At 70.1% G+C, this 16,772-nt stretch carries 3 protein-coding genes; all 3 read left to right on the forward strand.

Features of this window, described 5'->3' with window-relative positions; translation table 11 throughout:
* The first annotated feature begins 33 nt into the window (after positions 1-33).
* The 3 genes from G8A07_RS11430 to G8A07_RS11440 are packed head-to-tail and all read left to right on the forward strand — an operon-like array spanning position 34 to position 16,744.
* Entirely contained in the window at positions 34-1,767 is a 1,734-nt protein-coding gene (locus G8A07_RS11430) for a ShlB/FhaC/HecB family hemolysin secretion/activation protein (protein WP_249937305.1), read from the forward strand.
* Entirely contained in the window at positions 1,764-16,505 is a 14,742-nt protein-coding gene (locus G8A07_RS11435) for a hemagglutinin repeat-containing protein (RefSeq protein WP_195797109.1), read from the forward strand. Before G8A07_RS11430 ends, G8A07_RS11435 begins: the two co-directional genes overlap by 4 nt.
* Positions 16,502-16,744 (forward strand): hypothetical protein, encoded by a 243-nt coding sequence (locus G8A07_RS11440; protein WP_195797110.1) that lies wholly within the window; start codon positions 16,502-16,504, stop codon positions 16,742-16,744. The genes G8A07_RS11435 and G8A07_RS11440 overlap by 4 nt, the downstream gene beginning before the upstream one ends.
* Positions 16,745-16,772 lie beyond the last annotated feature (28 nt).

Genomic DNA, 16,772 nt, shown 5'->3' on the forward strand with positions numbered 1-16,772 from the left:
AGCCACAGCGGGCGACGACCGGCGTGGTGGGCCTTGTGCTGCCTGGGCCTGCTGCCCGGCGCACTGCTGGCTCAGGGGCTGCCCGCTGGTGCCGTCAACCCGGCCGCGCAGGAACAGCTGCAGCGCCAGCGCGAGGCGCAGCAGCGCCAGGCCATGGAGCGCGAGCCGGATGTGCGCCTGCAGGGCAGTGAGTCGGACGCTCCCAGCCTGGCGCGGCAGCGCCTGGGCGAAGTTGAAACCCCTTGCTTTCAGATTCAGCGCGTCGAACTCCTGGGCTTGGAGGGGCTGGGCGAGCTGGAACGCTTTCTGCGCCCGGCCTTGAAGGGGCCAGAGGGGGATGATGCCCCCGAGGGGCATTGCCTGGGCGTGCGCGGCGTGTCCATCCTGCTCAGCCGCCTTCAGGATGCGCTGATCGCGCAGGGCTACATCACCACCCGCGTTCTAACGCCGGCCCAGGATCTTTCGGCCGGCCTGCTGCAGTTGCACGTGGTGCCCGGGCGGCTGCATCAAATCCGCGTGCGTGAGGGCAGCTCGCCGCAACTGCGTCTGGGCAACGCCTTGCCCACGCGTCCGGGCGACCTGCTCAATCTGCGCGACATGGAACAGGCGCTGGAGAACCTGCAGCGCGTGCCCGGCGCCCAGGCCGACATCCAGGTCGAGCCGGCCCAGCTCAGCAGCGAACCCGGCCTGAGCGATCTGGCGGTCAGCTACCAGGGCGGCCGCGGTTGGCGCCTGCAGTTCGCGCTGGATGACGGTGGCAGCGAGTCCACCGGCCGCCATGCGCTGGGCCTGACCACCTCGCTGGACCATCTGCTGACGCTCAACGACCTGTTCTACCTGACGCTCAACCGCGACGCCGGACATTTGCGCCGCGCGCTGCACCGGGAGTCCGGTCCCGCCTCCGGCAACGATGGCCATGTGCTGCATTACTCGCTGCCCTGGGGCTATTCGCTGCTGAGCTTCACCTTCAGCCGCAGCGGTTACCGCCAGGTGGTGATCGGCGCCAACCAGGACTATGTCTACCGCGGCAGCAGCCGCAACGGCGAGATCAAGCTCAACACCTTGCTGTGGCGCGATGCGCGGCACAAGTTCGGCGTCTGGGTCAAGCTGTTCGGCCGCGGCTCGCGCAACTACATCGATGACACCGAGGTCGAGGTGCAGCGCCGCCGCGTCGGTGGCTGGGAGGCCGGCCTCAACCTGAAGCGCAGCGGCGCCCAGGGCGCCAGCAGCGAGCTGAACCTGAGCCTGCGCCGCGGCACCGGCGCCTTCTCCGCGATGGCCGCGCCGGAAGAGGAGTTCGGCGAGGGTAGCTCGCGCATGGCGCTGCTGCAGGGCGACCTGAGCCTGAACTGGCCGGTCCAACTGGGCGAACGCAAGCTGCAGCTGAGCAGCCAATGGCGCGGCCAGCTGGCGCAGCGCCCGCTGGTGGCGCAGGACCGCTTCGCGATCGGCGGCCGCTACACGGTGCGCGGCTTCGGCAGCGACAGCTCGCTGTCGGCCGACAGCGGCCTGCTGTGGCGCACCGAGGCCGAGCTGCCGCTGACGAGCCTGGTGTCCGGCTACCTCGGCGTGGACAGCGGCTGGGTCGGTGGCGGCCCGGCCGTCGAACGCCTGGCCGGCCGGCACCTGGCCGGCGCCGTGCTCGGCGCGCGCCTGCGCTGGCAGGGCCTGTACCTCGATGTCTTCGCCGGCGCGCCGCTGCGCCAGCCCGAACGTTTTCCCGCCGCCCGCCTGGTGGCCGGCTTCAACCTGAGCTATTCGCTATGAACCGTCTTCAGTATCGGATCGTCTTCAACAAGGAACGCGGCCAGCTGATGGCCGTGGCGGAGAATGCGCGCAGCCAGGGCAAGAGCAGCGGGCAGAGCCCGGCGCGCCGTTCCTCGGCGACGCTGAGCCTGCTGGCGCTGGCCGGCGGCTTGGGCCTGGCGGGGGCGGCGCTGGCGCAGATCAAGGCGGACACCAGCGCGCCGAAGAACCAGCAGCCGACGGTGCTGAACACCGCCAACGGCACGCCGCTGGTCAACATCCAGACGCCCGGCGCGGCCGGGGTCTCGCGCAACAGCTACAGCCAGTTCGATGTGCAGGGCAAGGGCGTGGTGCTGAACAACGTGCGCGGCGATGCCGCGACGCAGCTCGGCGGCTGGGTGCAGGGCAATCCCTGGCTGGCCAAGGGCAGCGCGCGGGTGATCCTGAACGAGATCAACAGCGGTCAGCCGAGCCAGCTCAAGGGCTTCGTCGAGATCGCGGGCCAGCGCGCCGAGCTGATCATCGCCAACCCGGCGGGCATCCAGATCGATGGCGGCGGCTTCATCAATGCCAGCAGCGCGACCCTGAGCACCGGCACCACCCGCTGGGGCGCCGATGGCGGCATCGCGGGCTTCGCGGTGCAGGGCGGCCTGATCCGCGTCGACGGCAAGGGCCTGGACGCGAGCCAGACCGACTACACCGCGCTGCTGGCGCGGGCGGTCGAGCTCAATGCCGGCCTGTGGGCGAAGGACCTGCGGGTCTCGACCGGCACCCGGGTGATGGCTTCCGATGGCGCCGCCGGCGGCCCCTCTGGTGGAGAGTTGCTGGCGCCGGCCGACGCGACGCGGCCGCGCTATGCGCTGGACAGCACCGCGCTGGGCGGCATCTATGCGCAGCGCATCACCCTGGTCGGCACCGAGGCGGGCCTGGGCGTGCGCCAGGCCGGCCAGATGGTGGGCGGCCAGTTGAGGCTCAGCGCCGAGGGCTGGCTGGACAACAGCGGCACGATCTACGCGCAGGATCAGAAGAAGGCCGAGGGCGGCGCAGCGCCGGCGCTGCAGCTGCGGATGCGCGAGGGTGTGCGCAATGCCGGCTGGCTGGCGGCGCGCGGATCGGCCGAGATCAGCGGCGAGCGCCTGCAGGGCGAGGCCGGCAGCGTCACCGCGGCAGGCCTGACGGAAAACGGGGCCTTGGCCGGTGCCGGCGATCTATCGCTGCAGGCTGTTCAATCCCAGCGGCAGGCGGGCCAGCTGCTGGCCGCGGGCCGGCTCGAGGCCCGCGCGCCGAGCCTGGACCTCAGCACGGCCCAGGCTCAGGCGGCGCAGCTGGCGCTGAGCGGCGCCACGCTGCGCGCCGACGGCGCGCTGCTCTCGGCGAGCGGCGCGCTGAGTGTCGGGGCCGAGGGCCTGCTGAGCACGCAGGGCTCGACCCTGATCGGTGGCCGGCTGCAGCTGAAGGCCGGCGAGGCGGACAACCGGCGCGGCGAATGGCTGAGCCTCGGCACCGAGGCACCGGAGCTGCAGGTCGCGGGCCGGCTGAACCTGGAGAACGGGCGCATCGCCGGCAATGGCCGCGAGCTGGCGATCATGGCCGGCAGCATGGACGGCAGGCAGGCGCGCCTGGAACAGTACGGCAGCGGCGCGCTGCGCCTGAGCGCCGATGCCATCGACCTGCGCGAGGCTGGTCTGGCCTCCCAGGGCGGGCTGGAGGTGCGCGCTGCCGGTTCGCTGCTGCTGGACGGCGCGCAGGCGCAGGCCCAGTCGCTGCAGCTGCGCACCGACGGCCTGCTGAGCCAGCGCGAGGCGCAGCTGCGCAGCGCGGGCAAGGCCGTGCTGAGCGCGGATCGCTTCGACAACCGTGGTGGCCGCGTGCTGGCCGATGGCGGCTTGCAGCTGCAGGCCGGCAGCCAGCTGCTCAACGATGGCGGCCAGCTGCAGGCAGCGGCCGGCGGCATCGAGCTGCGCGGAGCGGCGGCGCTGAGCAACAAGGCCGGCCTGATCGCCGCGCGCGAGGGCGTCGACCTCGAGGCGGGTTCGCTGGAGCAGGCGCAGGGCGGTGCGATCGCCGGCCGCGATGTCCGGCTGCAGCTGCAGGGCACGCTGCGCCAGCAGGGCGAGGCCTCCAGCATCGCCGCCGAGGGCGCGCTGCGCATCGAGGCCCGTGCGATCGACAACCAGGGCCAGCTGCGCGCCGGTACAACGCTGAACCTGTCGGCGCAGGACGGCGCGGAACTGGGCGGCACCACCTATGCCGGCGGCGCGCTGAGCGCGCACAGCGGCGGCGATCTGCGGGTGCGTGGTTTGCTGGCGGCGCAGGGTGATCTGCAGGCCCGGGCCGAGCGGGTGCTGCGCGCCGATGCGGGCGCGACGATCGCGGCGGGGCTGGGCAGCGATGGCCGTATCGGCGGCGCCGGTCGCCTAGTGCTGGAGGCCGGCGGCGAGCTGGCGCTGCAGGGGCAGCAGCTGGCGGCCGAGGCGGCGCTGAGCGGCGCGCGGATCGACCTGAGCGCGACCCAGCTGCAGAGCAGCGGGCGTCTCTCGCTGCAATCGGCCGGCGAGTTGGTCACCGAGGGCGCGAAGCTCACGGCCGGCAGCCTGGACCTGGCGGCACAGGACTGGCGCCACGCCGGTGGCCGGCTGGAGCTCAGCGGACGGGACGACTTGGCGGTGGCGCTGAGCGGCCGCCTGGACAACCGCGAGGGGTCGATCCAGAGCAACGGGCGCACGGTCTCGATCGGCGCGCAGGCGCTGGACAACCGGGGCGGCCTGATCGGCGCCAGTGGCGAGGCGCTGCACCTGCAGGCCCAGACGCTGGACAACCGCGGCGGTCGCGTTCTCGCCAGCGGCGAGCTGGGGCTACGGGCGGGTCAGCTGGAAAACCATGACGGCCAGCTCGGCGGTCGCAGCGTGCAGCTGCGGGCCGAAGCACTGCGCAACACCGGCCAGGGGCTGGTCGCGGCGGAGCAGGCCTTGCGCCTGGACACCGGCAGCCTGCTCAACGCCGGCAGCCTGCAGGCCAAGGGCGCGCTGGAGATCGACAACCGGGGCCTGCTGGACAACGCCGGCCTGATCCGCGCGCTGGGCGACGCGCGCCTGCACAGTGCCGACCTGGTTCAGCGCGGCACGACCGCGGCGGCCGGCGACCTGGCGGTGCGCGCCGACCGCGTCGATGCCAGCGGTAGCTTCGTCGCGGGCCTGAAGGCCGACAACACGCTCGGCGGCGCGGGCGAGCTGACGCTCAAGGTGGCGCAGACCCTGCGCCATGGCGGCAGCGTGCTGGCCGCCGGCCGTGCGACGCTGGAGGGTGCCGAGCTGCAGCTGCAGGGCGCCCAACTGCAGGCCGCTCAACTGCGGTTGGAGGCCAAGACGGGCGAGCTGCGCCTGGACCGCGCCGCGCTGGCCGCGGCAGGCGACCTGGAGCTGCGCAGCGCGAGCACGCTGAACACCGAGGCAGCGCGGCTCAGCGGCGGCCGGGTGACGATAGGCGCGGCCAACTGGGCGCATGCCGGTGGCCAGCTCGGCCAGACCGATGCTCATGGCTCGCTGAAGGCCGAGCTGTCCGGCCGGCTGGACAACCGCGGCGGCCAGATCGCTGCCAACGGCCAGGCCCTGAACCTGGCCGCGCAGCAGCTGGACAACGGCCAGGGGCGCATCGTCAGCGCGGGGCAGGGCAGCGAGCTGAAGATCGTCGCGGGCAGCCTGTCCGGTGCGCAGGGCGCGCTGCTGGCCCAAGGCGCGCTGCGCCTCAACATTGCCGGCGACGCGGACCTGAAGCAGGCGCAGACCCAGGCCCAGCAGATCAGCTTGCAGGCCGGCAGCCTGCAGCACCAGGGCGGGCAACTGCTGGCCCAGGGCGGAGCCAGGCTGGAGATCGCGGGCACCTTGGACAACACCCGGGGTCTGCTGCAGAGCGCCGGCGATCTGCACCTGCGGGCCGGCCTGCTCAACAATGAGGACGGCCAGATCGACGCCGCCACGCTGAACGTGGCCGGCGGCCGCTTGGACAACCTCGGCCAGGGCCTGGTGGCGGCGCGTGGACGCCTGGCGCTGGAACTGGCGGAGCTGGACAACGCCGGCCGGCTGCAGGCCGGCGGCGATGCGGAGCTGCTGATCGGCGGCGAGCTGCGCAACAGCGGCCTGCTCCACGCCCAGGGCCGCGCCCTCGTGCGGGCGGCGGAGCTGAAGCACAGCGGCACGCTGGCCGCGGCCGGCGATCTGGAACTGCGGGCCACGAACATCGCCAGCAGCGGCAGCTTTGCCGCCGGCCTGAAGGCCGACAACGGCCTGGCGGCCCAGGGGGACCTGCGGCTGGTGGCGACCCAGCGGCTGCAGCACAGTGGCAGCAGCCTCGCGGCCGGTACATGGTCGGCGGAGGCGGCGAGCCTGGACCTGCAGGGCAGCAAGAACCAGGCGCGGCAGATCGCGCTGCAGGCGCAGTCCGGCGATCTGCAATTGAATCGCACGACGCTGGCCGCGGTCGGCCAGTTGAGCCTGTCCGCGGCCGGCACCCTGGACAGCTCGGCCGCCACCCTAAGCGGGGCCTCGGTGGCCTTGAGCGCGCAGGACTGGCGCCATGCCGGCGGCGAGCTCGCGCAGACCGATGCGGCGGGCCACCTGCAGGTCGCGGTGACGCGGCTGATCGACAACCAGGGCGGCCGCATCGGGGCCAATGCCGGCTCGCTGACCCTGAAGGCGCAGCAGCTGGACAACCGCCAGGGCCGCATCGTCCATGCCGGCGAGGGCGCGTTGACCCTGGAGCTGCAGCGGCTGGACGGCACGGCGGGGCAGATCCTCGGCCGGGGCGACCTGAACCTGCAGATCGGTGGCGCGCTGGAGCTGAACCAGGCGCAGACCCAGGGTCGCAGCGTGACGCTCGCGGCCGCCTCGCTGGCGCATCGCGACGCCAAGCTGATCAGCCAGGGGGCGGCGAGCCTGAACATCGCCGGCGCGCTGGACAACAGCCGCGGCCTGCTGCAGGCCGGCGAGACGCTGCGGATCGACGCGGCCTCGTTGGGCAACCTGGACGGCCAGGTCGAGGCGCGTGCGCTGCAGCTGCGCTTGCAGGACGGGTTGGACAACGCCGGCCGCGGCTTGATCGCAGCGCGCGAGACCTTGACGGTCACCGCGGGCCGACTGGACAACGCCGGCAACCTGCAGGCGCAGGGGGCGGCCGACCTGACCGTGCGCGGCGCCATCGTCAACAGCGGCAGCCTCTATGCGCAGGGACCGCTGACGGTCCGCGGCGGCGGCACCTTGAACCACACCGGCCTGATGGCCGCGCAGGGCGCGCTGTCGGTCGAAGCGGCGCGCATCGCCAGCAGCGGCAACTTCGCGGCCGGCCTGAGGCCGGACAATCAGCTGGCGGCGCAGGGCGACCTGAGCCTGCACGCCACCGAGACCCTGCAGCACAGCGGCAGCCTGCTGGCCGCCGGGCGCCTGAGCGCCAGCGCCGCCGGTCTGCAGCTGCAGGACAGCCGCGTGCAGGCGCAGCGCGTGGAGCTGAACAGCCAGGGCGGCGAGCTGCGCCTGGATCGCGCCTCGCTGGGCAGCGCCGGCCTGCTGAAGCTGGACGGAGGCGCACTTGACACCAGCGGCGCCACCCTGAGCGCGGCCCAGGTCGAGATCGAGGCGCAACGCTGGACCCATGCCGGCGGGCGGCTGACCCAGACCGATGCGGCCGGCAGCCTGGACGCCAAGGTCGCGGGCCGGCTGGACAATGTCGGCGGCCAGATCGCGGCGGCGGGGCGCGCGCTGAATCTCCAAGCCGGCGAGCTGGACAACGGCCAGGGCCGCATCGTGCATGCAGGCAGCGAACAGCTGCACATCGTCACGACCGGCGCGCTGACGGGGCGCCAGGGCCAGATCCTCGGCAGCGGCGAGCTGCGACTGGAGGTGGGCGGTGCGGCGGACCTGAGCCAGGCGCAGACGCAGGGCAAACAGGTCCTGTTGACGGCGGACAGCCTGCGCCACCAGGGCGGCCAACTGCTGGCCACGGCCGATGCGCGGCTGCAGCTGCGTGCCGGCCTCGACAACCAGGCCGGCCTGCTGCAGGCCGGCGGTGAGCTGCGCGTGCAGGCCGGCAGCCTGGACAACCAGGACGGCCAGCTCGGCGCGCGCGCGATCGAGCTGAACCTGGGCCAGCTGAACAACAACGGCCGCGGCCTGATCAACGCGCAGCAGGGGCTGACGCTGAACGCGAGCGGTCTCGCCAACGCCGGCAGCCTGCAGGCGGACGGCGACATCCGGCTGAACCTCGGTGGCGACCTGAGCAACGGCGGCTCGATCTATGCGCAGGGCAGCACGCAGCTGCAGCTCGGCGGCCATCTGCTCAACAGCGGCACCCTGGCGGCGCAGGGCGCGCTGACGGTCGAGGCAGGATCGATCGCCGGCAACGGCACCCTGGCCGCCGGGCTGCGCGCGGACAACACACTGGCCGCGCAGGGCGACCTGACCCTGCGCGCGGTGCGCAGCGTGCAGCAGGGCGGCAAGGTGCTGGCCGCCGGCGCGCTGAACATCGGCGCGGCGGCGCTGAACCTGCAGGACAGCCGGGTGCAGGCCGCGCGGGCCACGCTGTCGGCCACCGGCGGGGCGCTGCAGCTGGAGCGTGCGGTGCTGGCCAGTGCGGGCGAGCTGAACCTCGGCAGCGCCGGTCTGCTGGCCACCGATGGCGCGACGCTCAGCGGCGCTTCGGTCGTGCTGAACGCGGCGCAATGGCGCCATGTCAATGGGGCTCTGACCCAGACCGGTGCGGCCGGCAGCCTGCAGGCCAAGGTGGCCGGCCAGATCCTGAACCAGGGCGGCCAGATCCAGGCCGAGGGCGGTCTGCTGCGGCTGGAGGCCCAGCAGCTGGACAACGGCACGGGCCGCATCGCCCAGGCCAGCGGCGGCGGCAGCTTGGCGCTGAAGCTGCAGGGCGGGCTGGACGGCGCCGGCGGGCAGATCCTGTCCGGTGGCGGCCTCACGATCGAGGCCGGCGGCGCGCTGAACCTGGCCAATGCCAAGACCCAGGGCAAGGACGTCAACCTCAGCGGCGCGAGCCTGAACCATCAGGGTGGCAGCCTGGTCGCCACCGGCTCGGCGCGGCTGACGGTCGACGGCCTGCTCGACAACCGCGGCGGCAGCCTTGGCAGCTCGGGCCTGCTGGAGGTCCGCAGCGGCAGCCTGGTCAACGGCGGCGATGGTTTGCTGCAGGGCGGGGCTGGGCTGCGCGTCACGGTCGGCGCGACGCTCGACAACCAGGGCGGGCGCCTGCGCAGCGGCGCCGGCGAGCTGCAGCTGAATGCCGGGCGCATCGACAACCGCGGCGGCTCGGTCGGCAGCGATGGCGCGCTGACGGTGCAGACCGGCGGCGAGCTGCTCAACGCCGGCGGCAGCCTCGTGGCGCAGCAAGGTCTGACCCTCGATGCTGCGGCGCTGGGCAACCAGCAGGGCCGCATCGCCAGCCTGCGGGGCGGCGCGATCCTGCGCGTGGCGGGCGGGCTGGACAACCAGCAAGGCAGTATCCAGGCCGCACAGGCGCTGGAACTGGTCGCCACCGGCCTGAACAACCGGCAGGGTGAGATCGACGCCGGCCGCCTGAGCGTGGACACGCGCGGCCAGACGCTGGACAACAGCGGCGGCCGTGTGCTGGCCCGGCAGCAGCTGAGCATCGGCAGCGGCACGCTGGAGAACCGGGGCGGCCTGATCCAGTCGCTCGGCGACCTGAGCCTGACGCAGACTGCGGGCGCGGCGCTGCACAATGGCCGCGATGCGGGCATCGCCACGCCGACCGGCGTCCATGCGCAGGGCGCGCTGACCATCGCCAACAGCGGCAGCCTTGTCAATGAGGCGGGCATCAGCGCCGGCGCCGGCGCACAGATCCAGGCGGGAGAACTGAGCAACCGCGCCGAGCTGTCGGCCGCGGCGCTGAACCTGAACATCGCCGGCACCCTGGACAACCAGGGCGGGCGCCTGGTCGGCACGCAGAGCCTGAACGCCAGCGCGCGCCAGCTGCTCAACCAGGGTGGCATGGTCTACGGCGGCAACACGCTGACCCTGCGCGTCCAGGATCGCATCGACAACAGCAACACCGTGGGCGCGGGGCAGGGCATCCAGGGCGGGCAGCTGGACCTCGGCGCCGCCCAGCTGGACAACCGCGGCGGCCAGGTGCGGGCCAACGGCGACCTGCTGCTGAACATCGGCCAGACGCTGGACAACGCCGGCGGCCTGATCGGTGCGGGGGGCCGCCTGACGATCGGCGATGGCGGCGGCCAGCCGACAGTGTCAACGCTGTCGCTGAACAATGGCGGCGGCGGGCGCATCTGGTCCGGCGATGCGCTGAGCCTGTCGGTGCGCGAGTTCGTCGGCGGTGCGACCGGCCAGATCAGCAGCGGCGGCAGCCTGAGCCTGCAGGGCCTGGTCGGCGATTTCGTCTACGGCGCGGGCAACCAGCTGGAGGCGCGCGGCGACCTGACCCTGGGCCTGCGCGGCAACTTCACCAACCAGGGCACCCTGCGCAGCGGCGGTGCGCTGACGGTCAACGCGGTCAATATCGACAACCGGGCCGGTGCCGAACTCAGCGGCCGCCTGACCTTCCTGAACGCGGCCGGCGGCACGCTCAGCAACCGCGGCCTGATCGACGGCGACGGCGTCTCGCTGACGGCGGACCGGCTGCTCAATCTGGGCAGCGGCCGCATCTACGGCGGCGACATCGTGATCGACGGTGGTCAGTTGCTGAACGATCGCGAGGGCGGCCAGGCCGCGGTGATCGCCGCGCGGCGATCGCTCGATGCGCGGCTGAGCCGCGACATCGTGAACCGCGATGGCGCGCTGATCTTCGCCGATGGCGATCTGGGCTTGTCCGGCTCAGCAAGCCTGCTGAACGAGAACGCGACGATCGAGGCCAGCCGTCTGTTGACGCTGGAGCTCGGCGGCAGTTTGATCAATCGCAGCGTGCATGCGGGAGCGGGGAGCGGGCAGGAGTCCGGCGCCGCATCCGGCATGCGCGTGCTCGACAGCAAGGCCTTCATCCGCAGCGGCGGCAATATGGAGATCACGGCCGGCAATGTGCTGAACAGCGGGGCGACGATCGAGGCACGGGGGGATCTGGCGCTGAAGGCGGGGGATGTTCAGAACGTGAATCCGTATCTGATGTGGAAGGCGGGTGGGGATCCGTTGGGCGACAAGGTGCGGTTCGTGGGTAGCTATGACTATTGCGACCCGACCACCGAAAGTGGTCCCTGCCTGCGTAGGGAAAATATTGACGAGTGGGTCTACCTGAATGGGCGCACCTTAAGAAATGCTTGGGGCGACTATGTGTTGGCGCGCATGGCCTCCGGTTATGACTCCGCCATCGAAATCCACATCCAAGGGGCGCCGATTGTTAAGCGCAATGTTCCTGGCTATGGCGACGTGTTCTTCTTTGAGCCTTACGAAACTCCTGAGTCCGGGGGGATCTATTTGCATGCGGGTGACGCACTTAGAGAGCGGCATCCAGGCCAGGCCTGGGAGGAGTACGTGGCCTCAAATCCACGCTTTTCCGGTGTTGCGCCGGAGCTCGTGAAGGGGGGCGTTACTGAGGTTTCTCAATCCTCCGCCGGTCGCATCGTTGTCGGTGGCCAGTTGCAGATCCAGGGCGCGCGCATCACCAACGACATGAGCATCGTCGAGGGGCGCGATGGCGTGGCGATCACCGGTGGATCGGTGAACAACCTGAATCGCACGGTGACGGTGGTTGATCCAACGACCGGCGTTGGTCGTCAGGTTTCGCTGACGCTCCCACCCACTGCGCGCACATACATTCCCACTGCCGGCTCGCCGGGCGGCCGCGAACAGGCCGGGGCGGTGAATCTGGGTGGTGGCGCCTCGGCGCAGTCTGCGCAAAACGCCGGCCTTGTGAGCGCAGGCGGCGGTGGTGGCCTGTCGGGGCTGATCGGCCAGGAGGTCCGAAGCATCGCGACGGGGGGGGCGGTGGCGCCGGGTGCAATGGCCAATGCAGGCTGGCGCCATGCGGCAGGCGGCGCGGCGCAGGCGGTGGACGCCTCGGGGGCGCTGGGGGGCGGCCTGGCGGCGGCGCATGCGCAGCTGCGTGCCGATGGGCCGACCGCCGCGCAGCAGGTCGATGCCGCGCAGGCCCAGAACGGGCAGGGCCCGGCCGTGCAGGCGGACCAGCGCGGCGGGCGCTCCGGCGTGCTGGCGGCGCTGCGGGCCGCGGCGCGGGCTCAGGTCGACGGCGGGGCAGGCGATGCGGAGGCCAACAAGCTGCGCGCGGCGGCCCAGGCCGCGGTGGTGGAGTCCGGCGCGGCCGGCGCCGGCAGCAAGCGCCAGCCGGGCGCCGCGAGCGGCGTCACCTTGCGCGGTGCCAACGCGAGCTTCAATGGCAAACCGCTGGCGCACAGCGTCGCGGTCGACCTGAACATGCCCAGCAACAGCCTGTTCAAGGCGCGCAGCGAATCCAGCGCGCGTTACCTGGTCGAGACCGATCCGCAGTTCGCCAACTACCGCAGCTGGCTGTCCAGCGACCATCTGCTGCAGCAGATGCAGGCAGACCCCGCCATGACGCAGAAGCGCCTGGGCGACGGCTTCTATGAGCAGCGCCTGGTGCGCGAGCAGATCGGCCAGCTGACCGGTACCGCTTTCCTGCCTGGCTACAGCAGCGACGAGGCGATGTATCGCGCGCTGCTGGACAACGGCGCGAGCTTCGCCAAGCAGCACCAGCTGCGACCCGGCGTGGCGCTAAGCGCGGAGCAGATGTCCCAGCTGACGACCGATCTGGTCTGGCTGGTGGAGCAGGAGGTGAGCCTGGCCGACGGCAGCCGCCAGCGTGTGCTGGTGCCCCAGGTCTACCTGCTGCCGCGCGAAGGCGATCTGCAGCCCAGCGGCGCGCTGATCGCCGGTGGCCGGGTGGAGATGGCGCTGAGCGGCGACTTCACGAATCAGGGCCAGGTGCGCGGCACGAGCGGCGTGGTCGACGTCAAGGCGCAGAACATCGCCAACACCGGCAGCCTGCGCGGCGCCAGCTTGGCGCTGAGCGCGCGGGAGGATCTGCGCAATGTCGGCGGCGCGCTCAGCGCGACCGGCGACCTGCTCGTGAGCGCGGGCCGCGACCTGGTGATGGAGACGACCACGGCCAGCGGCGGCACGCAGCGCGGCAATGTGACGACGCGCGACACGGTGCTGGACCGGGTGGCGAGCCTGAGCGCCGGCGGCGTGCTGGTGGTGCAGGCCGGGCGCGACGTATCGCTGCAGGCGGTGCAGATCACGCAGCAGGGGAGCGGCGCGAACGGCGGTGGTGCTGCAGCTGCCGGTGGCGTGCTGATCCAGGCCGGGCGCGACCTGACCCTCGGCACGGTGGAAACCGCCAGCGCGCGCGAGCAGGTCTGGAATGCCAACAACTTCAAAAAGGAAAGCCGCACGCAGGACGTGGGCACGACCGTGCAGGCCGAGGGCGCGCTGGTGATGAAGGCCGGCCAGGACCTGACGGCCACCGCCGCGACGCTCAAGAGCGTGGAGGAGGGCGTCACCCTGGCCGCGGGCCGCGACGTGGCGTTGCTGGCCGGCGAGGCCAACGAAGTCATCGAGCAGATGACGCAGACCAAGAAGCGTGGCTTCCTGAAGAAGAAGACCACCACGACCTACAGCAAGACCGATGAGACCGTGGCCCTGGGCACCGAGGTCTCGGGCCGCACACTGGAAATCAAGGCGGGCGAGGACCTGAGGCTATCGGCGGCGCAAGTCGTGTCCGATCTGGGCACGACGCTGACCGCCGGCGGTGACATCACGGTGGATGGTGTGAACAACCGCCTGGACAGCGAGCAGTTCTCCAAGACCGTCAAGTCCGGTCTCTTCAGCGGAGGCGGCCTAGGCTTCACGATCGGCAAGCAGTCGTTGTCGCAGACCGTCAAGACGAGCCAGACGCAGTACCAGGGCTCGGTGGTGGGGGCGGTTCAGGGGGATGTGAATGTCGTGGCGGGCGGGGCGTATCGCCAGACCGGCTCCCATGTGCAGGCACCCGCAGGTGATGTAAACATCCAGGCCAAGTCGATCGACATCGTCGAGGCGCGGGAGCTTGGCAGTCAGAGCAGCGAGACCCGGTTCAAGCAAAGCGGCCTGACGGTGGCCATCACCAGCCCGGTGCTCAGCGCGATCCAGGCGGCCGGTAGCCAGATCAAGGCTGCACAGAACACCGGCTCCGATCGCATGAAGGCATTGGCCGCAGCCAATGTGGCCTTGAACGCCAAGCAAGCCCTGGATGCGGTGCAAGGCGGGCAGGGGCTGGTACCCACCGGTGCCAAGAATCCTGACGGGTCGTCCGTCATGATGGAAGGCAACGCCGCCGACAAGGCCGGGGGCATAGGCATCAACTTCAGCGTGGGCGGCTCCAGCAGCCAGAGCAAGCAGCAAAGCAGCGCCGACAGCGCCCGCGGCAGCAGCGTGACGGCGGGTGGCAACGTCAGCATCAAGGCCACGGGTGCGGGCGAAGGCAGCGACCTCACGGTGCGCGGCAGCGAGATCAGCGCCGCCGGCAAGACCCTGCTGAAGGCGGACGACCAGATCAACATCCTGGCCGCGCAGAACAGCACGCAGGAAAGCAGCAGCCAAAGCAGCAAGAGTGGCAGCATCGGGGTGGGTATCAATCTGGGGGCAGGCGGGCTGAAGGCCGGCGTGACGGTGAGCGCCAGCGTGGGAAAGGGGCAGGGCGCGGGCAACGGTACGAGCTACAGCAACAGCCACATCAGCGGCAGCCAGATCACGCTCGACAGCGGCGGCGACACCACGATCAAGGGCGGCGTGGTCAAGGGCGATCAGGTCACGGCCAACGTGGGGGGCAACCTCAACATCGAAAGCCTGCAGGACAAGAACCAGTATCGCGAGAAAAGCCAGCAGGTGGGCGGCAGCGTGACCTTCGGCCCCTCGCCCGGCGGCAGCCTGAACGCGGGCAAGACCAAGATCGACAGTGACTACCTGAGCGTGGGCGAGCAATCTGCCATACGCGCAGGCGACGGCGGCTTCGACGTCAAGGTGCAGGGCAGGACCGACCTCAAGGGCGGGCAGATCACCAGCACGCAAGCGGCCATCGACAAGGACAAGAACAACTACGAGGCCAAGCAGGGCACGACCACGACCGACCTGCAGAACAGTGCCAGCTACGAAGCGAAAAGCGTGAGCGTGGGGCTGGCGGCCGGCGCACCCAAGCCCGGAGCATCCCTGAGCGCGGGGCTCTCGGGCGTGGGCCTGGGCTCGGACAGCGGCGATGCCAGCAGCACGAGCATGGCGGGCATCTCGGGTGTGGCGGGCGACCTGGGTGCACGCACAGGAGACAAGGAAGCCGGGCTCAAGCCGATTTTCGACAAGGAGCGGGTCAAGCAGGAAGTGGCAGCCCAGGTGGCCATCACCAGCGAGTTTGGCAAGCAGGCGAGCAAGGCGGTGGGGAACTACGCCAAGCAGCAGTACGACAAGGCCAAGGAGGCGGGCGACAAGGAGGGCATGGCGGCCTGGGAGGAAGGCGGGAAGAACCGGGTAGCCCTGCATACGCTGGTAGGCGGGCTCACGGGCAACATCCAAGGAGCAGCAGGGGCCGGCCTGAGCCAGGTGGTGGTTCCCGAGCTTGGCAAGGCGATCCAGCAGTTGGATGTGCCGCTCGAAGTCAAGCAGGCGCTGGTGGCCGTGGCCGGCGCGGCCACTGGGGCGGCTGTGGGCGGAAGCGCGGGCGCCAGCACGGCCACCAATGCCACGTTGAACAACTTCCTGAGCCAGCCCCAATTGCTGGAGCGCAACAAGGCTCTGGCCGTGCTGCGGGAGGACGAGAGCAAGAATTTCCTCCAGAAGCTATTCAACCCAGTTACGGGGACCATCGATGCTGCCAACACGGCCGTGGCGCTGCAGTACCTGGACCGGCGCAGCGACGCGTTGCTGCAGGTCTACCGCAGCAACCCGGAGGCCTTAACCGTCAGGGAGAAAAACGAGCTGGCGGTTTACCTGGGCAACTACGCCCAGTCCGAAGGCGCGGCGGCGGCGCAGAACCTGCTCAAGTACGGCCCGCCGCAGGCTGCTGACAGCGGTGATGTGCCCAAGCTGATGCTGAACGCCAAATCGCTCAAGAGCGTCAGTGCTGTGCACGAGAGTCAAGCCGCCATTGGCGGGCCGGCTTTGCAGGTTCTGACCGGATCCGTGGGCGCTTTAGTGCGCATGGTGGAAGCGGCACAGAGCAGCGCCCAGATTGGCGCGGGCTTGGCTGCGATCAGCGATGGCGATGCCGGGCGAGGTGTAATGAACCTTGGCTTGGGCTTGCTCGGCTTGGGGGGAAGTGGTGCTGCGCAGATAGCTGTGGGCGGCGGCAAGGGTTCGGTGGTGTCTAAATTGGCGCCAGTTGAGGATGCTGCAGTTGGGCGGGGTGTGAGCAAGCCGGATGCGAAGTCTGCGGTTGATAATGGGGCAAATGGGGGGCAGACGGCTAGTAAGCCACTCGTGACCCATCAGCCGCTTGATGATTTACTAGCACAGGCAAACAAGCCGATTAACGACACAGGGTTGTCGCAGGCGACTAGGGCTTGGGACAAGCACGACACCAGTAGGCCTGGCGGGACGTTTGAGCCATTGGCTGGAAATACGGCGGGAAAAAATGAATATGTAAAAAACTGGATACGTGATTTGCTGACAAATTCGCAGACGGTGCGGACTAACTTGCCCGGCGGTGCTGTTGAGTATCGATTGCAAAATGGTCAAGGGGTCCGATTTGAGTCGAGTGGTAAAGTTAATTTTGTTGATCCAAGACGGCCATGAAAATTTGCAGTAACTTTGAAATAACTGTCACTGATCGAGATGAATTTGAAAAACTTTTGCTTCAAATTCGCTGGGGTGATATTGTTATTTGCGAGCTCAACAAGGAGCAGGGCGAAGATCTAGTGGAAATGAAGCTTTATTGTAATGACGCTCTTTATAATGGTAGGGAAATTAAATTTCCTTTCGCTGAATTCCTAGAGGTGATGAAAGTCGCGAAGGAAGAATTGAAGCGCTTGTAGTGAATCTGGGTGCTGCTGGCGTCTGTGA

The organism is Roseateles sp. DAIF2 (assembly GCF_015624425.1).
GTDB lineage: Bacteria > Pseudomonadota > Gammaproteobacteria > Burkholderiales > Burkholderiaceae_C > Kinneretia.